Source organism: Lachnoanaerobaculum umeaense (assembly GCF_003589745.1).
GTDB classification, from domain to species: domain Bacteria; phylum Bacillota; class Clostridia; order Lachnospirales; family Lachnospiraceae; genus Lachnoanaerobaculum; species Lachnoanaerobaculum umeaense.
In genome coordinates, this window is record NZ_CP032364.1 from 1,728,411 (window position 1) to 1,748,097 (window position 19,687).

Consider the following 19,687-nt stretch of genomic DNA (forward strand, 5'->3'; position numbering starts at 1 on the left):
AAGGGTTTTTGTTTAAAAATATCGTTTTTTTTAAATAGTTTGCACAATTTAGTATAAATATGGATGTTTTAGTAACCATCTCATGTATGCTAACGCTTTCTTTTCACCCTCATTCTTATTTATCAAGAGTATTTTTTCAAGCAAAGTCCTAGTATCATCATGCAAGTGAATATAGTTCTTTCTTTTACAGTAATAATTCCATGGCACATCTGTGGTATACCCATCCCCCGAATATACTTTTGAAGCCGCAATCCTGTCACAACACATCTCAAGCACATATTTTAAAGGCATTTTCATACCCATAAGCCCATCTTTCTCGTCAGGTCCGTAGTCAATCCAGTACTCAAAATGATGCTTATTTCTCCCCTTATGATGAAGCCAAGCACTGGAATATCCCTTTTCCAGCTTTTCTACAGCATTAGGACTTCTGTCCCCTTGATAATATTTCACACCTACAAGGAACTCTTCAGGGGAATATTTGCTTAGATCGTGTAAAAAACCCTGCTTAATTAAACCCACTTTAAAGCATAGGTCCATTACAGTAATCTTATGTTTATTAATAGTCTTCAAGTGATTAAACATACTGTTATTATGCATAATTATCTAACTCCTCTAATTAAAATATTTGACAATACATACATTCCATGATAATATTAAATTGCAGATAAAGATTACAACATGAATGCTTGTTGATAGAAAGTATTACTTTCATCAAAACAAAGAAAGACTTACAATAATCCCCTAAATGGATTTTTGAGCCAGTAATCTTTCAAGCTATTTAACTTTTTTCTGTAGTTACACTTTTTGATTTGGAGGCATTATTTATGAACAGAGGTACAGTTAAGTGGTTTAATAACCAAAAAGGTTACGGTTTCATCTCAGATGAAGGTGGAAGTGATGTATTTGTACATTTTTCTGATTTGAACATGGAAGGGTTTAAGACTCTCAACGAAGGAATCTCAGTTGAATACGATCTAACCGAGGGCGCCAAGGGTCCACAAGCTGTAAATGTTACAGTAGTCAGATGATCGGATATTTTAAAGAGCTCTAAAAAGAGCTCTTTTTATATAACACTTACATCCAAAGAATCAAATCCTATTTTGATGTAGCCTTTTCAAGCATCTCCTTTAGCTCGTTTACATCAAAATCATATGCCTTATTACAGAAATGACATTTTACTTCTATCGACTTACCATCATCAATCATTTCCTGTAATTCCTTTTCTCCAACACTTATAAGAGCTTTCTCTATTCTCTTCTTATCACAATTACATTTAAAGCAAAGATCCAAACTTTCATTAAATTCCAGATCCATATCACCTAAAATATCTCTAAGAATATCATTCGGTGACATCCCCTCACTTAGCATTGTAGTAACAGAACTCAAATTATTTATTTTTGACTCTAATTTATCTATTATCTCATCAGGACATCCGGGCATTAACTGTATTATAAAACCACCTGCTGCCTTTATTGTATTGTCTTTATTTAAAAGTACACCAAGTCCTACACTCGAAGGTGTTTGCTCACTTGTCGCATAATAATATGTCAAATCCTCAGCTATCTCCCCTGAAAGAAGTGCAACCTGACCAACATATGGCTCCTTCATACCGGTATCTGCTATAACACTCATAAGGCCCACACCTATAGCTTCTGCAACATCCAACTTACCCTTGGCATTTGGAGGAATGATAACTGTAGGATTAAAAGGGTAACCTTTTACCTCACCCTGATTATTTGCAGTTGCAATAACACCTCTCAAAGGTCCATCACCTTCTATCTTCAAAGTTAGAAGATCTTCTTCACCCTTCATCATGCTTCCCATCATAGCCGCTGCAGTAAGCATTCTTCCCAATGCTGCAGTAGCCACCGGAGAAGTATTGTGGTCATTTTTAGCTTCTTCAACCAAATCTTTAGTACTTGCAGCAAAGGCTCTAATATAACCGCCTGCCGCTGTAGCTTTTACCATATAATCCTTCATCTACTTACCCTTCTCTCTAGCTATAAAAAGTATTCTCTCTGTGTTTTCACTTATTTCACCATAAGTATCTGCATCCATATATCTCTCAAGAGACATTTTACTTGATTCTATGGCAGAAACTATTTCATCAAATGTATAAGCTCTTTGCACATGCCTTTCTTCAAATCTTTTATATGTATCATCTTCAAGCCTTATAAATAGATTTAAATCATATTCATTTATTCTTTCTTCAATATCATATGTATTTTCCCATATAAAGCTTGCTTGTTCCCTTACCTCAGCAAAAGTATTTTCCCCAAGAATATCCTGATATTTATGGATAGTATTCATATCAAAAATAAAAACACCTTTAGGATCTAAATAATTATTCACCAAGGAAAACACCTCTTTTAGTTCCGATAAACTTTGTATATAATTTAGGCTGTCGCATCTGGATATTACAGCTCTCACCGTACCATACAACTCAAACTCTCTCATATCTTGACAAAGATATAGTATATCATTGCCTGAAGCGTATTTTTTCTCCATTGCAATATCTAACATATCATACGAATTATCTATACCTATCATATCATATCCTATATTTGAGAGTCCCTCAGTAATAGTTCCGGTACCGCAGCCCAGATCGCATATCAACCCATCAAAAATATTTTCCTTATGTAAAATATCTTTTATCTGTTCAATCCATTTATCATATGGTACATTATCCATGAATAAATCATATACTTTTGCAAAGTTCGTATATTGTTCCATTGTATAACCTTAAAATTTTAGGTGACGATTCAAACCGCCACCTAAAACAATACCTTTATTTAGTTCTTGCCACAGCAGAATTTATACTTCTTTCCACTTCCACAAGGACATGGATCATTTCTGCCAATCTTCTTTTCCTTTACTACAGTTCCACTCTTCTTCTGAGTCTTGTATAGATCTTTTCTCTTCTCTTCATCCAAAAGAGAATCCCACTCAGGCAAGTTATAAAGCCAATCAGCTTTAGCCTCTACCATATTGTAGTAAAGCTTTTCAAGGTCTATATCAAGGCTTATAGTAGTATCTTCATTCATCTCCTCAATAGGATTTGGTGTATTTAATGAATCATTTATTCCATCTAAGAAGCCTGTAATAGTTTGTATATCAGTATCAAATTTTGTTGCCAGTTCAGCTACAGTACATGAGATAACATCCTTAGGGTTCTTCAAAATCTTCTCATATATACCCTTTTCAACAATAAAGTAATTTTTCCAAATTTCTTCTTTTTGCTTGTTATCTGTTGCGTCACCGTATGCTTTATTTCTCCAATTTTCCAATAAGGTCATTGTTATTTCCCCTTTTTCTTAAACTTGATTAAGTATTATATACTAAATTCTATTCAAAAGCAAGCCGGTAGGTTTGTATAATATTCTGACTATTGGTAACTTTTATTAAAATTGCATAGTTAGTAAGGCTTTACTAACTTGTATTTTATTCAATACATGAAAATTTACTCTTGTTTTTTTACATTGAATAGATTAAAATAGCATCAAGTAAGAGAAACATATATATTTTAGGAGGATATTTCAATGGCATATACAATTACAGATAAGTGCGTTAGTTGCGGAACTTGTGAAGGCGAGTGTCCAGTAAGTGCAATCTCTCAGGGTGATACACAGTACGTTATTGATGCTGATGCTTGCATCGATTGCGGAACATGTGCTTCAGTTTGCCCTACAGATGCTATCATAGCTTAATTATTACTTGCTCAGGTAATAATTGCTTATCATGCGAGGCCTGCTTTTGCAGGTCTTTTTTATTTTATCTAAATAAAAAAGAGATAGAATAAATCTATCTCGCCATATTCACAAATTTTGTTATATCCGGCTTCCAAACAAGATTAATCGTACCTATTGCACCATTTCTTTGTTTTGCAATAATTACCTCAGCCTCATTTGGATGTTCCGTATCCTTATGATAGTAATCATCTCTGTATAAAAACATTACCACATCAGCATCCTGCTCTATAGCACCTGACTCCCTAAGATCCGAAAGCATAGGTCTATGGTCAGGTCTTGTTTCACAAGCTCTTGAAAGCTGTGATAATGCAATCACCGGTGCTCTCATCTCTCTAGCCAAAGCTTTTAAACTTCTGGAAATATCTGAAATCTCCTGCTGTCTACTTATATTCGATTTACCACTTCCTGTCATCAACTGCAAATAATCAATGATTATGATATCCAATCCTTTTTCAAGTTTCATCTTCCTACATTTGGATCTAAGCTCATTTATAGATATACCCGGAGTATCGTCAATAGCCAAAGTAGATGAACCCACACTCACAGCTCCCTCTATCAGACTGTTCCAGTCATTATCATTTAAATTTCCGGTGCGAAGCTTTTGTGAGTCTACATTACTCTCCATACTCAAAAGTCTGTTTACCAGCTGCTCTGCACTCATCTCCAAAGAAAACACCATACAGGATATTTTCTTTTTCATTGTAATATTTTGCACTATATTTAACACGAAAGCTGTCTTACCCATTGAAGGTCTAGCAGCTACCAAAATCAAATCTGAAGGCTGTAAACCACTAGTTTTATAATCCAGATCTACAAATCCCGTAGGTATACCGGTAACTGTCTCATTATTTTTTGATGCAGCCTCTATTTTATTAAGAACATTCAAAACCACTTCATTAATTGGTACAACATCCTTAGTTTCCTTTGTTTCAAGAAGTTTAAATATCTCATTCTCTGTTTTTGCAAAGAGTTCCTCAACATTTTTTTCTCCAATATAGCAATCATTCACTATCTCCTCAGATACCCTTATTAGTTTTCTGAGACTGGATTTATCTTTAACAATTTTAGCATAATTCTTTATATTGGCAGAAGTAGGAACCGAATCCATTATACCTCTAAAGAAGTCCAAACTTGTTATTTCAGGTGGTACTTGCTTTTCAAGCAATTTATTTTGAATTAACACCAAATCTATAGGCTTTCCCTCATTAAAGAGTTCTACCATACATTCAAATACAATGCCATATGCTTTGCTGTAAAAATCCTGTTTTTCAAGAATTTCTATAGCACCTGTAACAGTTTCCTTATCAATCAGTATAGACGCCAAAACAGCTTTTTCGGCGTCTATACTGTTTGGCATAACTCTCTTAATCAGAGATTCTTCCATTATTCTTCTCCAACTTTTACCTTTAAATTAGCTGTAACATCCTTGTGCAGCTTAACTTTTACCTCATGACTTCCAAATGTCTTTATAGGTTCTGCAATAACCAGCTTCTTCTTGTCTATTTCAAGTCCAAGCTGAGTTTTTATAGCCTCCTCAATTTCTTTTGATGATACTGATCCAAATGTTCTTCCATCTTTTCCACCCTTTATAGTCAAAGATACACTTGCCTCGTTCAACTTTGAGGCTAACTCTTTTGCTGCTTCAAGTTTTTCCTTAGCAATCTTCTCTTCATTTGCTTTTTGCAGTTTTAAAGTATTTAAATTTTCCTGATTAGCCTCTACGCCCTTTTTCTTCGGTATAATAAAGTTTCTTGCATATCCTTCACTTACCTCTACAATATCTCCCTTTTTCCCAAGTGATTTTACATCCTCTAATAAAACAACTTTCATTATATTTCACCTCTCTCAATCATTTCTTTAAGAACATCCTTAACTCGGTTTTTAACCTCATCAATCGTTCCATCTTTTATCTGTGCCCCGGCAACCGAACGGTGACCTCCACCTCCAAGTTTTTCCATAATTGTTTGTACATTTACTTCATCCATGGACCTTGCACTAATGTATATCATATCATTATATATTGTCAAAACAAAGCTGGCTTTAATACCCTTTATGTTCAAAAGATCATTTGCAGCCTGAGCACATACCAAAGTAGGTGACGCTGTATTTTTTGAATCACATTCACTTATGGCATAAAAATCTCTAAAAATCTCTGCATTATGTATAGCCTCAGCCTTTGCTAAATAATCTGCAGCATCCTCTCTGAAAAGTTTTCTAACCCTTGTTACATCTGCACCGCAGCGCTTCAAAAATGCTGCGGCTTCAAAAGTTCTGACACCGGTTTGTACATTGAAATTTTGTGTATCAATGACTATTCCGGCATACATAGCATCAGCTTCTAAAGTCTTTAGTTTTATATCATCAGATATGTACTGCACTATTTCAGATACCATTTCACAGGCAGATGACGCAAAAGTCTCTACATAAGATAGTGTAGCATTAGTTATTATTTCTGAACTCTGCCTATGATGATCCAGAACTACAATATTTCTCGCTTTTTTTAGAAGAGATGGACCCTCTGTTATACTTGGTCTATTTACATCTACAACAACCACCAAAGAATCATTGCTTATACTGTTAAAAGCTTTTTCTTCTGAAATAAATAAATCTTCAGGATATTCACCCGCTTTAAATTTCTTTATCATCGGTTTTGCAGAAGGATTCACATCACCCATAAGTATATGTGCCTTTTTATTTAAACTTGTAGCAATTCTCCAAATTCCTATTGCTGCACCAAAGGCATCCATATCCAGCATCTTATGCCCCATTATAATAACCTTATCCTTATTTTCAAGCAACTCTCTAAAAGCCTGTGCTTTAACCCTTGCTTTTACTCTTGTTTGTTTCTCCACTGTTTGAGCTTTACCGCCAAAGTATCTTATATCATTTTCAGTTTTTACAACAGCTTGATCGCCACCTCTTCCCAGTGCCATATCCATTGCCATTCTGGCAAGCTCATAGTTTCTTATAAGTTTATCACTGCCATATCCTATACCTATACTCAAAGTAATTCTCATCTCATTACCAATATTTACAGTCTTTACATCCTCCAAAATATCAAACCTTACTTCTATTGCAGAATCAAGATTTTCCTTTTTTATGATAAAGAAAAACTTATCTTTTTCCAATTTTTTTACAATGCCGCTAAAACTATTTATGTACTGGTTTATCTTTCTATCTATTAATGCCTCTAAAAGCGAGCGTCTTACCTCTTCCACACTCTCCATAGCTTCATCATAATTATCCATATACATAAGTCCGATAACAAGCTTTGAATTATCTTTTTGAATCTTAAGTTCAGTCAAATCAGTTTCATCAAAGAGACAAACAGTGTACACAAACGATTCTTCAACATATAATCTCGTTATTCTTATCCTATACTTCTTTTCCTGATATTCTCCATGAAAATCAGCTTTATCTGTAATATTTCCAATATCATCCTCACTGATATTTTCAAACATTGCATTAATATCCTTCTTCGCCTGTCTATCCCTTTGTACCAATGCATTAAAAGCTCTGTTTCTCCAAGCTATAATACCATTCTTATCCATAAGGGCATAGGGTATATCCAGATCCTGCGAAAATATATTCTGCGTACTTTCACTTGCCATGGCATACTCCACCATGTAATTTGACAAATTATTAGATAATATAATATTCCATAGTATAATAAATATTATCCCTGAAAGTGCCAGCAAAAAAATTATTGCACCACATCCTCTTCTTGGTGCAACAAGTAATATTCCAAGGAAAAATACCAAGACTATCAGCGAATACGCCAAATTTTTTCTTAATAGTGCTTTTGTATTTTTTGTATTTTTCATTAGCATCTCCATTATTTTAAAACACTTCTTGATTTACACTATTTGTGCAAATCCATAATGCCATTACTTTTATTGTAAAAAGTATGAATTTATTATACCAAGAAAACCTTAATCTATCAAGCAAAGTAAGTTCATCAATGAAATTCCAAAAAAAATAAGGGCTGTCTTCACAGCCCCTAATTTTAAGATGTAAATTTCACACTCATCAAATTATACATTTACATCTGCCGCATCTTCAAGCAGCATTGCCTCATACTTCCCTATGACCGTATCTGAAATAAGTTCTCTCGTTTGAGAATTTATAGGATGTGCAATATCTCTGTATTCACCATCTGCTGCCATTCTACTTGGCATAGCTATAAATAAACCTTTTTCACCTTCAATCACCTTTATATCATGAATAACAAACTCATTATCTAAAGTAATTGATACAACGGCTTTCATCTTACCCTCTTTATCAATTCTTCTAACTCTGACATCAGTAATCTGCATTTTTGAACCCCCCTTAATCTCATTAAAGAGCATATCTTTCGTTTTGTTCTATTACTATTTTGACCTTCTCTGCTGTCCCAATATAAGTCGAATTTGCACGTATTGTATCGCGGCTCTCCACAACACAATTTTCTATAACTGTATTATCACCAACGTATACATCATTCAAAATAACAGAATTCCTAATCACACAACCGTTACCTATGTACGATTTGTTAAAAATAACCGAATTTTCAACTGTACCATTTATGATACAGCCACTTGCAACAAGCGAATTTGACACCTTAGCACCCGGATTATACTTTGCCGGTGGCAAATCATCAACTTTAGAGTACACCCCCGGATATTCTACAAAAAAATGATCTCTCACTTCCTTCTTCAAGAAATCCATATTTGTTTTATAATATGATTCTACTGAAGCTATATTGCTCCAATATGAATTGATTTTGTATGCATAAATCCTTTTTAGATTTTTGTATCTAATCAAAATATCTTTTACAAAGTCGTATCTATCCTCAGCAATACTTCTCTCAATCAATTCAATAAGCTGCCTTCTTCTGATAATATATATACCACAAGATATATTCAAAGAATCTGTAACTATCGGTTTCTCTTCAAAACCAACTATTCTACCATCGTCATTTATTGAAACCATACCGAATCTTGTCACATCATCCGAAGCATTTGCTTTTTTGCAAACTACAGTAATATCTGCTTTCTTTTCAATATGATACTCCAATACTTTATTATAGTCAAGTTTATAAATACCATCACCTGCACATATAATAACATACGGCTCATGAGACCTCTTTAAAAACACCAAATTTTGATAAAGTGCATCAGCAGTTCCTCTATACCAATCTGAACTCTCTGCTGTAATGGTTGGTGTGAAAACAAATAAACCGCCTTGTTTTCTTCCAAAATCCCACCATTTTGATGAACTAAGATGTTCATTCAATGATCTTGAGTTGTACTGTGTAAATACAGCCACCTTCTGTACATGTGAGTTTGACATATTGCTAAGTGCAAAATCTATACTTCTGTAACTTCCGGCTATGGGCATTGCTGCAATAGCCCTCTTGTTGGAAAGTTCCTTCATTCTCTTTGAGTTTCCGCCTGCCAACACTATTCCTATTGCTCTCATATCCTGCCACCTGCCTTTACAATAAAGTCTCCACTTGGAAGTATTCCATCTACATAATCTTCTTTGGTTGTATTTCCAACAATGGCTGTATTCTTACCTATAACAACTCCATCAGGGATAGTTGTTCTCTCCCCAATCACTGCCAGATCACAATTATAAACCTTGTCATCATACTTGCTTTCACTAAATTCAAAAGCTCCTATCTCACAATTCTTTCCAACTTCGGAATTCTCAGCAATAATAGCTTTATTTACTCTAGAGTTTGCACCTATTTTGCTGCCTTTCATAACTATAGAATCATTTACTACAGCACCTTCTTCGATAACCACTCCGGCACCTATTACCGAATTGTTTACTTCTCCATATACTTCTACACCTTCTCCAATAATGCTCTTATTAATAATAGCATCACCTGAGATATATTGAGGTGTAATAATATCGCCCTTAGTATATATCTTCCAATATTCCTCGTATAAATTGAATTCAGGTATAATATCAACAAGCTCCATATTCGCTTCCCAATATGTTTGTAAAGTACCTACATCTTTCCAATAGCCATTGAACTCATAACTGAAAATCCTACCGCCATTGTTAAATATATGAGGAATAATATGCTTACCGAAATCACAACCAGGTTCATTTGACAATTCAATCAAGGAATCTCTAAGTGCTTTCCAAGAGAATATGTATATTCCCATAGAAGCAAGATTAGATCTTGGAACCTTAGGTTTCTCCTCAAACTCAGTCACCCTGCTGTTCTCATCAGTTATCAATATTCCGAATCTTGATGCCTCTTCCATCGAAACAGGCATAGCCGCAATGGTAATGTCCGCATTATTTGCTTTGTGATAATCAAGCATTACCTCGTAATCCATCTTATATATGTGATCACCGGAAAGTATTAAAACATAGTCCGGATTATAGCTCTCCATATATTCAAGATTCTGATAAATCGCATTAGCAGTCCCTGAATACCAGTCACTACCTGCAGCATTTTCATACGGCGGTAAAACAGTGACGCCCCCCATATTCCTATCCAAATCCCACGGAATACCAATTCCTATATGGGTATTCAGTCTAAGAGGCTGGTACTGAGTCAAGACTCCAACCGTATCAACACCTGAATTGATACAGTTGCTCAATGGAAAATCTATAATCCTGTACTTACCGCCAAATGAAACTGCTGGTTTTGCCACATTATGGGTCAACACACCAAGGCGACTACCTTGGCCGCCAGCCAACAGCATAGCTATCATTTCCTTTTTAATCATGTACACACCTCGTTGCCTAAATGCTTTTTCCTTGTATTTTTTCAATTAAATTATAGCACAAATTTACTCGAATGTGAATAAAAGATTTTATTTTTACACATTTTTTTCTATGTTTTGATGAAATTTAATATTTACGCCTAATAATCACGCTACAATTATCATTTTTATAGATTCTCACTTAAAAGTATACAAATTTCAAGCTTTAATTTTGTATATTATCACAATAAAATCAATGCTCTACAGTATTAAAATATTACCTATTCTTAAGTTGTCCAAACAAATGATTTTATGCTATAATTAGATGTTACTAAATTTATGCCAAAGTGGTATTGAGGAGGAAATGTAATGAAACTAACAACAGTAAGAGAAATATACAAAAACAAAGAAAAGTATATTGATACTGAAATTACAATAGGTGGCTGGGTAAGAAGCAACAGAGATTCAAAAGCTTTTGGATTTTTAGTTATAAGTGATGGTAGTTATTTTGAACAAATTCAAGTTGTATATAGCGATAAATTGTCTGATTTTAATAAATTGACAAAAGTTAATGTAGGTGCTGCTCTTATTATAAAGGGAACCCTTGTTGCAACACCGGGAGCAAAACAGCCTTTTGAAATACAGGCTACACATATAGATATAGAGGGTGAATCAAGTTCAGATTATCCACTTCAAAAGAAAAGACATACTTTAGAATATTTGAGGACAATTTCACATTTACGTCCTAGAACAAATACATTCCAAGCGGTTTTTAGAGTGAGATCACTTATTGCCTATGCTATACATAAGTTCTTCCAGGAAAGAGACTTCGTATATGTTCACACTCCAATTATTACAGGAAGTGATGCAGAGGGTGCAGGTGAAATGTTTAGAGTGACAACTCTTGATCCGTCAAATCCTCCACTAAATGATGATGGCAGTGCTGATTTTTCTAAGGATTTCTTTGGTAAGGAAACTAATCTTACTGTTTCAGGACAGTTGAATGGTGAAACTTTTGCTATGGCATTTAGAAATATCTACACCTTTGGTCCTACATTTAGAGCTGAAAATTCCAATACTACCAGACATGCTGCAGAGTTTTGGATGATTGAGCCTGAATTTGCTTTTGGCGATTTAAATGATAATATGGATTTAGCAGAAAGTATGCTAAAATATATAATAAATTATGTTCTTGAGAATGCTGCACCTGAACTTGAATTTTTCAATCAGTTTGTAGATAAGGGACTTTTAGACAGACTTAAAAATGTTGCTGAATCTGATTTTGGTAGAATTACATATACAGAAGCTATTGAAATACTTGAGAAAAACAATAATAACTTTGAATACAAAGTTTCATGGGGATGTGATTTGCAAACTGAGCATGAACGTTATCTCACTGAACAGGTATTTAAAAAACCTATATTTGTTACCGATTACCCAAAGGCGATCAAAGCATTCTATATGAAAGAAAATGATGATAAGAAGACTGTAGCTGCTATGGACTGTCTTGTTCCCGGAATAGGTGAGATAATGGGTGGAAGCCAAAGAGAGGATGACTATAACAAGCTTTTAGCAAGAATCGAAGAACTTGGTATGGATACTAAGGATTATGACTTCTACCTTGACCTTAGAAAGTATGGTTCAACAAGACATGCAGGCTATGGTCTAGGATTTGAAAGATGTGTTATGTATCTTACAGGAATGTCAAATATAAGAGACGTACTTCCATTCCCAAGAACAGTAGGAAATTGCGAATTATAAAGGGAGGTAAACTTTAGCCATATGAAATTTATACATACAGGTGATATTCATTATGGTATGAAGCCTGATTCAAATAAACCCTGGGGTAAGGAAAGAGCCGATGCCGTAAAATCTTCACTTCGAAAAATCATTGAGGTTGCTAAGAAAAAAGAAGTTGATCTTCTTCTTATAGCCGGAGACCTTTTCCACTCACAGCCATTTAGTCGTGACTTAAAAGAAGTAAACTTTCTTTTCTCAACTATTCCTGATACAAAAGTAGTTGTTATAGCCGGAAATCATGACTGTTTAAGAGAGAATAATAATATACTTACATTCCCTTGGGCTAAAAATGTGGTTTATTTGTCCACTCCCACTATCAGCAGTGTATATTTCCCGGATATTAATACAGAAATCTACGGTTTTTCATATCATGACAGAGAGGTAAAGGACAATATAGTTTCAGGACTTTCTATTCGTGAAAATGACAGAGTAAAAATTCTTCTATTACATGGCGGTGATGCTACACATTTGCCATTTGACAAAAATGAATTAAACAAGATTTCTTCATCATATATTGCCCTTGGACATATGCATAAGCGTGAGGTACTTTTTGATAGACATATGGCATACTGTGGTTCACCTGAGCCTTTGGATATGACAGAGACAGGTGACCATGGAATTTATTATGGTGAAATAGATAATGAAACTCGTGTTATGAAAGATTTTGAATTTGTTAAAATTTCAAATACTTCATATATTTCATTAACCATAAATGTAACTCCTGAAACTACAAACTCAGAATTACATACGTCTCTCATAGAGACTATTAATAAAAAGGGTAAGCAAAATATATATCGATTTAGAATTAAAGGTCTTAGGGACCCTGATATTGAATTTGATTTGGATTCACTCTCATCAACTCTTAGGATTGCAGAAATTATAGATGATTCTGAACCAAAATATGATTTTGCCAAACTTTTTGCGGAGCATCCATCTGATATGATTGGTTTTTTCATTCGTGAGCTTGACAGACCTAATATGAGTAAGCTCGATAAAAAAGCCCTCTATTATGGTATCAATGCATTACTTAGAACTACTGATGAAAGGGGGAAAACATGAAACTGCTTAGCTTGCATATAGATGGCTTTGGCAAATTTAAAAATAAAGATCTACAATTTGCCGATAACATGAATATTATATACGGTTATAATGAAGCCGGAAAATCTACAATATTTATGTTTATTAAAGCAATGTTTTATGGGCTTGAAAGAGCAAAGGGCAGAGCTAGCAAAAGTGATACCTGGACCAAGTTCAAACCTTGGGGCAATGGTGATATATATGGTGGAAATCTAAGATTTTCATATCATGACAATGACTATCGCATAGAAAGAGATTTTACAAAAACCGCAACAACCCCCTTTGCCATCGTAAATGAGACAAATGGCAGTAATGTGGAAAACCCAAGTGAATTCTTGAAGGAAGCTCTATGTGGTCTTTCTGAAACAGCCTACTCAAATACCGTAAGTATATCTCAGCTAAAGTCTGCCACTGACGCAAAAATGGTTGTAGAATTAAAGAACTATATTGCCAATATGAATACAACCGGTAATATGTCCTTAAATATCAACAAGGCTTCAGACTTTTTAAAGGACAAAAAGAAAGCATTTGAGTCAACTCTCGATCCTGATGCTCCAAAAACCTTCAATCAAAATTTGACAGAAATAAAAGTACTTGAGAAGAAAATCTCATCGCCTGAATTTTCAAGTCATTTAAAAAATTTAAAAGAGGCTGATGCACTGACTGAAAAAAGAATTATTGATTTAAATTCTCAAAAAGAGACTTTGATAGAAAGTATTGCTTCAAAACGTCAGCATCTTTCAGATCTTGGATTTAATGATAAAAAGACAATAGTAGATTTACAAAGTGAACTTAACAAGGGATATAATGCTTATCTCTCAGCTTATGAATCAGAGAAAAAATCTATCAATAAAGTTTATTCTATAATCTTTTTGGTATTGTCAATTATAAGCGTAATTTTATCTTTATATATTTTTAAAACCGGAAAGAACAATGTTTTTACAGCAACAACCGGTATAAGTTATCAGTTTGCAATGATTCTTTTTATTGTTATATGTCTTGCATCACTTGTTTTTGCAAGTTATATCTATACTATGCACAATAAGGACAACAGACATTTAACTGAACTTAAGGTGAATTTGATTGCACTCATGGCAAGAGTTGGTTCCTTTGATTCTATTACTGAGGAGAATATTCACCGTGCCAATAAAACATTGAGCTCTAAGATAAGTATTTTTGATGAAATGTCTTCAGATATTGCGAAAATTGAGGCTTTAAATGTAGATATAGATAATCTGCGTGCTAAAAAGGCAGCCTATGCTAATGGTATTGATGCTAAAAAGCAAAACGAATGGGAACTTGAAAAGCTTATGGAAAAGCTGGCACAGTTAAAAGAAGAGAATGATTCATTGAAAAATATCATTAGTGAGAATGATAAGATTCGTTTTGAAATAGATGCTATAGAGCTTGCTATGGATACTTTGAAAAATCTTTCAGAAACCATCAAAAACTCTTTTGGACTGTATCTTAATAAGGATGCATCTGAGCTTATTGAGGGTATTACAGGTGGGGTGTATGATTCAATATCCATTGATGAGAATTTTAATGTATTTCTTAATACTCCTAATCGTCTGGTTCCTATAGAGCAGGCCAGCTCGGGAACTATGGATCAAGTATATCTTGCTCTTAGAATTGCAGCCGGAAGACTTATGCAGGGTCGCTCTAAGGAGTTGCCTTTTATATTTGATGATAGCTTTGTAAATTATGATTCAATTCGTCTAAGAGCTGCCTTGCTTTGGATCGCAAACAATGTTCCGGAACAAATCATTGTTTTTAGCTGCCATATGAGAGAAGCTCAGTTGATGACAGCAACTATGCAGGAGTTTAATCTAATAGAATTGTAGGGAGTTTATGCGTTTTATCAGACAATTTCTAATTATATTATTAGTAAGTTTTTTAGGGGAAGTGTTAAAAGCTATTTTACCACTTCCTATTCCTGCAAGCATCTATGGTCTTGTCATTATGCTTGCATTACTTGTGTCAAATGTAGTCAAACTTGAACATGTAGAGGGTGCCTCTATGTTTTTGATAGATATCATGCCTCTTATGTTTATTCCAGCTTCAGCCGGGCTTATTGATATATGGCCCAATCTAAAACCTGTACTTTTACCTATAGTCATCATTACATTAGTATCTACTATATTGGTAATGGTTGTCTCAGGAAAGGTAACTGAATTTGTTATCAAACTTAGTGAAGATAAAAAGAAAGTAGAGAGTGATAGATGAATAATTTTTTAAGTAATTCTGTTTTTTTTGGTGTTCTACTATGCCTATTATCTTACCAGTTTGGAGTATTTTTAAGACAAAAAACAAAAATAGCAGCCTTTAATCCACTGCTTATTTCTATTATTATAGTTATTTTTGTACTTGTTACGCTAAATATCAAGTTTGAAGATTTTTATAATGGTTCAAAATATATCAGCTATTTGCTTACACCTGCAACTGTAGCTTTAGCAATTCCACTCTATTCAAAGCTTACTTTGCTTAAGGCAAACTTCAAAGCTATAATATCGGGGCTGATTGCCGGAGTTTTGACATCACTCATATCAGTGCTTACTATGTCAATACTTCTTGGTCTTAGTCATGAGCATTATGTCACTATGTTACCAAAATCCATTACTACAGCTATAGGCATTGGAGTTTCACAAGAGCTTGGCGGTATACCCACCATTACAACTGCCGTTATTATTGTAACAGGAGTTTTTGGAAATGTTATAGCTGATATTGTTTATAAAATATTCAATATTACAAATCCTATTGCAAAAGGTGTAGGACTTGGTTCCTCAGCCCATGCTATAGGTACGGCAAAAGCCCTTGAAATGGGAGAAACCGAAGGTGCTATGAGTTCCCTATCCATAGCTGTAGCTGGTATTATCACAGTTATATTTGCTTCATTCTTTGCAAACCTTATATAAAGATTAAAAAATGAGGGACGACTTGTATTAAGTCTCACCCTCATTTTTAAACTATTTATCAATAATTTTATTGTGTAGATAATATTTCATTTATCTGTGATACCAATATGTCACAATCAATGCCATGTACCATACAAGCTTCTTCCAATGTCTCCATCTGTGATGAAGGACATCCAAGGCAATGCATACCTGATCTCATCAGTATTGGTGCTATTAAATCACTTGTCATTAAAAGTTCACCTATAGTCATATTCTTGTTTATTGTCATAAAAACTCCTTTACTTAAGCTTATTTGAAAAGCTTAATATTCCTTTTTTTATTTCATCAACTGTCAGACTGGCAAAGCCAAGCAAAACAGTGGATTTTCTTTTATTTTTACCGCTATAGAATATTGATATCGGATACAGCCTTATCCCTGACATCTCTCCATAGTTTATTATCTCGTCCTCAGTTAAATCCTCCAAAGTCAATAAAATATGAAGTCCTGAATTATTCTCAAAAACTTTAGCCTTTGAAATCTTCTCCTTAATTTCTGCTATAAGAGTGTCCCTCTTTATACGGTAATTTGTTCTCATCCTGTTTAAATGTCTTTCAAAATATCCCTCTCTTATAAAGATTTCCAAGATATCCTGGTCAGACCTTGGAACTGTACAAGAAAGAAAATTAAGTTTTTTCTCATACTCTTCCATCAGTTTTTCAGGAAGTACCATATATCCCACTCTTATTGCAGGTGCAATAGATTTTGAAAATGTTCCTAAATATATTATTTTCTCGGGGTCCAATCCCTGCATTGCAGGGATTGGTTTCCCAACAAATCTAAACTCTGAATCATAGTCATCCTCTATAATATATCTATCCTTACCTCTGTAACACCAGGATATAAGCTCTCGTCTTCTATTTATCGGCATTATCACCCCGGTAGGATATTGATTTGCCGGCATCAAATAGCATATATCTGCATTTGTACTGTCTAGTATGTTTATATCCATACCTTCATCATCCATGTCAATACTCCATATATTCCAAAACATTGATTTAAAAATCGCTTTAGCTTTTATATATCCGGGATTTTCAAGTGCTATATGTCTATGTCCTAATAAAAGTCCCAAGAGCATTATCAAGTATTCACTTCCGGCTCCGACTATTATATTGTTCGGTGAACAAATGACTCTCCTTGCTGTACGAAGATAGTCTGATATTTGGATTCTAAGTCCATACTCACCCTGTTTATCTCCTGCAATAAAAACATCCTCTTTTTCACTTGAGAATACTTTTCTTGCAATACTTCTCCAAGATGCGTATGGAAAGCTTTTTGAATCTATCTTTGTCGGAGAAAAATCTATATCCAAACTCTCATATACATTTTTCTCTTTCTTTAGCTCTCTTTTATATTCTTTTCTTTCAATATTTAGCACATCTAACCGGTTTACAATATATCCACTGCCTGCTCTTGACTTTAAATATCCTTCTGCCAAAAGCTGTTCATAGGCATTTACCACAGTTGTTCTGGATACCTTAAGGCTCTGTGCCAAACTTCTTGTAGAAGGCAGCTTAGTATCCGGCAAGATATGTGCATTTTTGATCTCATTTTTTATAAATTCATAGATTTGCTCATATATCGGACAATCACTATTTAAATCTATAAGAAGCTCCATCAGTCATTTTTTGGTAATTTAAAAGAACTCTTTAATGAGACTATTCTGTTAAATACCAAAGCATCAGGCTTAGAATCCTTAGCATCTACACAGAAGAAACCATTTCTTACAAACTGGAAGCTATCATAAGCCTTTGCATCTTTAAGACATGACTCCACATAGCAATCCTTTAATATTGTCAATGAATTAGGATTGAGGTTCAAATTTCCGTTCTCATCAAGCTTACCCTTTTCCTCATCAACTATATTCTCATAAAGTCTCATTTCAGCTTTAATTGCTGTATTTGCATTTACCCAATGAATAGTTCCCTTTACTTTTCTCTCATTAAAACCTGATCCTGACTTTGTCACCGGATCATATGTGGCATGTACTGCAATAATTTCACCATTCTCATCCTTTTCTACAGATATACAGGTTACAAAATATGCACCCATGAGTCTTACTTCATTTCCCGGGAATAGTCTGAAGTATTTCTTTGGAGGCACTTCCATAAAGTCCTCTCTCTCAATGTAAAGTTCTCTACCGAATTCTATCTCTCTTTCTCCAAGCTCCGGATTTTCAAGATTGTTCGGCATTGTACATAATTCAGACTGACCCTCCGGATAATTATCTATTATAAGTTTGATTGGGTCAAGTATTGCCATTATTCTGGCTTTCTTAAGCTTTAGATCCTCTCTTATGCAATACTCAAGCATTGCAGACTCTATAGATGAATCAGCCTTAGAGACTCCTGCCAACTTTACAAAGTTTCTTATAGCATCAGGAGTATAACCTCTTCTTCTAAGTGCAGCTATTGAAACAAGTCTTGGATCATCCCAGCCGTCAACTATTCCGTCTTCTACAAGTTTTTTAATATATCTCTTACCTGTTACCACATTTGTAAGGTAAAGCTTTGCAAACTCTATCTGTCTTGGTGGATTCTTATACTCACACTCTTTTACCACCCAATCATATAGTGGTCTGTGATCCTCAAACTCCAATGTACAAAGACTATGTGTAATATTTTCTATAGCATCCTCTATCGGATGTGCAAAATCATACATAGGATAGATACACCACTTATCACCGGTATTGTGATGAGTCATTCTTGCAACTCTGTAGATTACCGGATCTCTCATATTAATATTAGGTGATGCCATATCGATCTTTGCACGAAGCACACGACTTCCATCTTCACAAAATCCGTTCTTCATATCCTCAAACAACTTTAAGTTCTCTTCAACACTTCTATTTCTATATGGGCTTTCCTTCCCCGGAGTTTTAAAATCTCCTCTATACTCTCTAATCTCATCAGCACTAAGATCACAGACAAATGCCTTTCCTTTCTTTATAAGAAGAACTGCTTTCTCATACATCTCCTCAAAATAGTTTGAAGCAAAGAACAGTCTGTCCTCAAACTCTCCTCCAAGCCACTTTACATCTTCAAGTATTGAATGTACAAATTCTTCTTTTTCTTTTGTAGGATTTGTATCATCAAATCTTAAGTTGAACTTTCCGCCGTATTCTTTTGCTATATCATTGTTTAAAATAATGGACTTTGCATGGCCTATATGCAGATAGCCGTTTGGCTCCGGTGGAAATCTGGTCTGCACATGGTCAAACCTTCCGGACTCCAAGTCCTTATCTATCTCTATCTCAATAAAATTCTTTGAAACTGTCTCAGTATTGCCATTTTTAATTTCTTCTGACATAAGTTTCTCCCATCTGTTTTGCTTATTAAAATAGTATTATATCATTGAATTAATTTAATATCCATATATCTACAGATGTTTAATACAAAAACT

Annotated in this window: 20 protein-coding genes; 7 read left to right on the forward strand and 13 right to left on the reverse strand. The window is 34.4% G+C overall.

Annotation, left to right across the window (positions count from 1 at the left end; genetic code table 11):
* Positions 1 to 48 precede the first annotated feature (48 nt).
* The gene (locus D4A81_RS07830) at positions 49 to 597 is read right to left on the reverse strand and encodes a DUF5662 family protein (RefSeq protein ID WP_111524709.1); all 549 of its coding nucleotides are present in this window, start codon (positions 595 to 597) and stop codon (positions 49 to 51) included.
* Positions 598 to 824: 227 nt separating this feature from the next.
* Between D4A81_RS07830 and D4A81_RS07835 the strand changes: the two genes are divergently transcribed.
* Entirely contained in the window at positions 825 to 1,028 is a 204-nt protein-coding gene (locus tag D4A81_RS07835; protein ID WP_111524710.1) for a cold-shock protein, read from the forward strand.
* Positions 1,029 to 1,095: 67 nt separating this feature from the next.
* On the opposite strand, the gene hslO is transcribed toward D4A81_RS07835, so the two are convergent.
* The 3 genes from hslO to D4A81_RS07850 are packed head-to-tail and all read right to left on the reverse strand — an operon-like array spanning position 1,096 to position 3,296.
* The gene (gene hslO / locus D4A81_RS07840; protein WP_111524711.1) at positions 1,096 to 1,980 is read right to left on the reverse strand and encodes an Hsp33 family molecular chaperone HslO; all 885 of its coding nucleotides are present in this window, start codon (positions 1,978 to 1,980) and stop codon (positions 1,096 to 1,098) included.
* Complete coding sequence (locus tag D4A81_RS07845; RefSeq protein ID WP_111524712.1) at positions 1,981 to 2,733, reverse strand: class I SAM-dependent DNA methyltransferase; 753 nt, start codon at positions 2,731 to 2,733, stop codon at positions 1,981 to 1,983. It lies immediately after the preceding gene.
* 59 nt (positions 2,734 to 2,792) lie between these two features.
* Positions 2,793 to 3,296, reverse strand: coding sequence for an SEC-C metal-binding domain-containing protein (locus D4A81_RS07850; RefSeq protein ID WP_111524713.1), 504 nt, complete (start codon positions 3,294 to 3,296; stop codon positions 2,793 to 2,795).
* A 243-nt stretch (positions 3,297 to 3,539) separates the two neighbouring features.
* On the opposite strand from D4A81_RS07850, the gene D4A81_RS07855 reads away from it, so the two are divergent.
* Positions 3,540 to 3,707, forward strand: coding sequence for a DUF362 domain-containing protein (locus D4A81_RS07855; RefSeq protein ID WP_111524714.1), 168 nt, complete (start codon positions 3,540 to 3,542; stop codon positions 3,705 to 3,707).
* A gap of 94 nt (positions 3,708 to 3,801) precedes the next feature.
* Here the strand turns inward: D4A81_RS07855 and dnaB are convergent, their stop codons facing one another.
* The 6 genes from dnaB to D4A81_RS07885 all read right to left on the reverse strand — a co-directional run bounded on the left by dnaB (position 3,802) and on the right by D4A81_RS07885 (position 10,480).
* Positions 3,802 to 5,133 carry a replicative DNA helicase gene (gene dnaB / locus D4A81_RS07860; protein ID WP_111524715.1) on the reverse strand — a complete coding sequence of 444 codons (1,332 nt, stop codon included), beginning with the start codon at positions 5,131 to 5,133 and terminating at the stop codon, positions 3,802 to 3,804.
* Positions 5,133 to 5,579, reverse strand: a complete 447-nt coding sequence (rplI, locus tag D4A81_RS07865; protein ID WP_111524716.1) for a 50S ribosomal protein L9 — start codon at positions 5,577 to 5,579, stop codon at positions 5,133 to 5,135. Before rplI ends, dnaB begins: the two co-directional genes overlap by 1 nt.
* Positions 5,579 to 7,573, reverse strand: a complete 1,995-nt coding sequence (locus D4A81_RS07870; RefSeq protein WP_111524717.1) for a DHH family phosphoesterase — start codon at positions 7,571 to 7,573, stop codon at positions 5,579 to 5,581. The genes rplI and D4A81_RS07870 overlap by 1 nt, the downstream gene beginning before the upstream one ends.
* A 210-nt stretch (positions 7,574 to 7,783) precedes the next feature.
* Positions 7,784 to 8,065, reverse strand: coding sequence for a septation regulator SpoVG (gene spoVG, locus D4A81_RS07875; RefSeq protein ID WP_007592713.1), 282 nt, complete (start codon positions 8,063 to 8,065; stop codon positions 7,784 to 7,786).
* Positions 8,066 to 8,087: 22 nt separating this feature from the next.
* The gene (gene glgD / locus D4A81_RS07880; protein ID WP_111524718.1) at positions 8,088 to 9,209 is read right to left on the reverse strand and encodes a glucose-1-phosphate adenylyltransferase subunit GlgD; all 1,122 of its coding nucleotides are present in this window, start codon (positions 9,207 to 9,209) and stop codon (positions 8,088 to 8,090) included.
* The gene (locus tag D4A81_RS07885; RefSeq protein ID WP_111524719.1) at positions 9,206 to 10,480 is read right to left on the reverse strand and encodes a glucose-1-phosphate adenylyltransferase; all 1,275 of its coding nucleotides are present in this window, start codon (positions 10,478 to 10,480) and stop codon (positions 9,206 to 9,208) included. The genes glgD and D4A81_RS07885 overlap by 4 nt, the downstream gene beginning before the upstream one ends.
* Before the next feature lie 345 nt (positions 10,481 to 10,825).
* On the opposite strand from D4A81_RS07885, the gene asnS reads away from it, so the two are divergent.
* The 5 genes from asnS to D4A81_RS07910 are packed head-to-tail and all read left to right on the forward strand — an operon-like array spanning position 10,826 to position 16,248.
* Positions 10,826 to 12,217, forward strand: coding sequence for an asparagine--tRNA ligase (asnS, locus tag D4A81_RS07890; protein ID WP_111524720.1), 1,392 nt, complete (start codon positions 10,826 to 10,828; stop codon positions 12,215 to 12,217).
* A gap of 21 nt (positions 12,218 to 12,238) precedes the next feature.
* Entirely contained in the window at positions 12,239 to 13,315 is a 1,077-nt protein-coding gene (locus tag D4A81_RS07895; RefSeq protein ID WP_111524721.1) for a metallophosphoesterase family protein, read from the forward strand.
* Positions 13,312 to 15,177 carry an ATP-binding protein gene (locus D4A81_RS07900; protein ID WP_111524722.1) on the forward strand — a complete coding sequence of 622 codons (1,866 nt, stop codon included), beginning with the start codon at positions 13,312 to 13,314 and terminating at the stop codon, positions 15,175 to 15,177. The genes D4A81_RS07895 and D4A81_RS07900 overlap by 4 nt, the downstream gene beginning before the upstream one ends.
* A 7-nt stretch (positions 15,178 to 15,184) precedes the next feature.
* Positions 15,185 to 15,559, forward strand: coding sequence for a CidA/LrgA family protein (locus D4A81_RS07905; protein WP_111524723.1), 375 nt, complete (start codon positions 15,185 to 15,187; stop codon positions 15,557 to 15,559).
* The gene (locus D4A81_RS07910) at positions 15,556 to 16,248 is read left to right on the forward strand and encodes an LrgB family protein (RefSeq protein ID WP_111524724.1); all 693 of its coding nucleotides are present in this window, start codon (positions 15,556 to 15,558) and stop codon (positions 16,246 to 16,248) included. Before D4A81_RS07905 ends, D4A81_RS07910 begins: the two co-directional genes overlap by 4 nt.
* A gap of 67 nt (positions 16,249 to 16,315) precedes the next feature.
* On the opposite strand, the gene D4A81_RS07915 is transcribed toward D4A81_RS07910, so the two are convergent.
* From D4A81_RS07915 to D4A81_RS07925, 3 genes are read right to left on the reverse strand one after another with little or no spacing between them, the layout of a single operon-like run.
* The gene (locus tag D4A81_RS07915; protein ID WP_111524725.1) at positions 16,316 to 16,516 is read right to left on the reverse strand and encodes a DUF1858 domain-containing protein; all 201 of its coding nucleotides are present in this window, start codon (positions 16,514 to 16,516) and stop codon (positions 16,316 to 16,318) included.
* 10 nt (positions 16,517 to 16,526) lie between these two features.
* Complete coding sequence (gene pdxR, locus D4A81_RS07920; protein WP_111524726.1) at positions 16,527 to 17,903, reverse strand: MocR-like pyridoxine biosynthesis transcription factor PdxR; 1,377 nt, start codon at positions 17,901 to 17,903, stop codon at positions 16,527 to 16,529.
* On the reverse strand, positions 17,903 to 19,594 hold the full coding sequence (locus D4A81_RS07925) for a glutamine--tRNA ligase/YqeY domain fusion protein (protein ID WP_111524727.1): 1,692 nt from the start codon (positions 19,592 to 19,594) through the stop codon (positions 17,903 to 17,905). Before D4A81_RS07925 ends, pdxR begins: the two co-directional genes overlap by 1 nt.
* Positions 19,595 to 19,687 lie beyond the last annotated feature (93 nt).

Bases quoted from the DNA above. Each gene is read 5' to 3' on its own strand.
- D4A81_RS07830 (WP_111524709.1), bottom strand. From the start codon at position 597: ATGCATAATAACAGTATGTTTAATCACTTGAAGACTATTAATAAACAT.
- D4A81_RS07835 (WP_111524710.1), top strand. From the start codon at position 825: ATGAACAGAGGTACAGTTAAGTGGTTTAATAACCAAAAAGGTTACGGT.
- hslO (WP_111524711.1), bottom strand. From the start codon at position 1,980: ATGAAGGATTATATGGTAAAAGCTACAGCGGCAGGCGGTTATATTAGA.
- D4A81_RS07845 (WP_111524712.1), bottom strand. From the start codon at position 2,733: ATGGAACAATATACGAACTTTGCAAAAGTATATGATTTATTCATGGAT.
- D4A81_RS07850 (WP_111524713.1), bottom strand. From the start codon at position 3,296: ATGACCTTATTGGAAAATTGGAGAAATAAAGCATACGGTGACGCAACA.
- D4A81_RS07855 (WP_111524714.1), top strand. From the start codon at position 3,540: ATGGCATATACAATTACAGATAAGTGCGTTAGTTGCGGAACTTGTGAA.
- dnaB (WP_111524715.1), bottom strand. From the start codon at position 5,133: ATGGAAGAATCTCTGATTAAGAGAGTTATGCCAAACAGTATAGACGCC.
- rplI (WP_111524716.1), bottom strand. From the start codon at position 5,579: ATGAAAGTTGTTTTATTAGAGGATGTAAAATCACTTGGGAAAAAGGGA.
- D4A81_RS07870 (WP_111524717.1), bottom strand. From the start codon at position 7,573: ATGAAAAATACAAAAAATACAAAAGCACTATTAAGAAAAAATTTGGCG.
- spoVG (WP_007592713.1), bottom strand. From the start codon at position 8,065: ATGCAGATTACTGATGTCAGAGTTAGAAGAATTGATAAAGAGGGTAAG.
- glgD (WP_111524718.1), bottom strand. From the start codon at position 9,209: ATGAGAGCAATAGGAATAGTGTTGGCAGGCGGAAACTCAAAGAGAATG.
- D4A81_RS07885 (WP_111524719.1), bottom strand. From the start codon at position 10,480: ATGATTAAAAAGGAAATGATAGCTATGCTGTTGGCTGGCGGCCAAGGT.
- asnS (WP_111524720.1), top strand. From the start codon at position 10,826: ATGAAACTAACAACAGTAAGAGAAATATACAAAAACAAAGAAAAGTAT.
- D4A81_RS07895 (WP_111524721.1), top strand. From the start codon at position 12,239: ATGAAATTTATACATACAGGTGATATTCATTATGGTATGAAGCCTGAT.
- D4A81_RS07900 (WP_111524722.1), top strand. From the start codon at position 13,312: ATGAAACTGCTTAGCTTGCATATAGATGGCTTTGGCAAATTTAAAAAT.
- D4A81_RS07905 (WP_111524723.1), top strand. From the start codon at position 15,185: ATGCGTTTTATCAGACAATTTCTAATTATATTATTAGTAAGTTTTTTA.
- D4A81_RS07910 (WP_111524724.1), top strand. From the start codon at position 15,556: ATGAATAATTTTTTAAGTAATTCTGTTTTTTTTGGTGTTCTACTATGC.
- D4A81_RS07915 (WP_111524725.1), bottom strand. From the start codon at position 16,516: ATGACAATAAACAAGAATATGACTATAGGTGAACTTTTAATGACAAGT.
- pdxR (WP_111524726.1), bottom strand. From the start codon at position 17,903: ATGGAGCTTCTTATAGATTTAAATAGTGATTGTCCGATATATGAGCAA.
- D4A81_RS07925 (WP_111524727.1), bottom strand. From the start codon at position 19,594: ATGTCAGAAGAAATTAAAAATGGCAATACTGAGACAGTTTCAAAGAAT.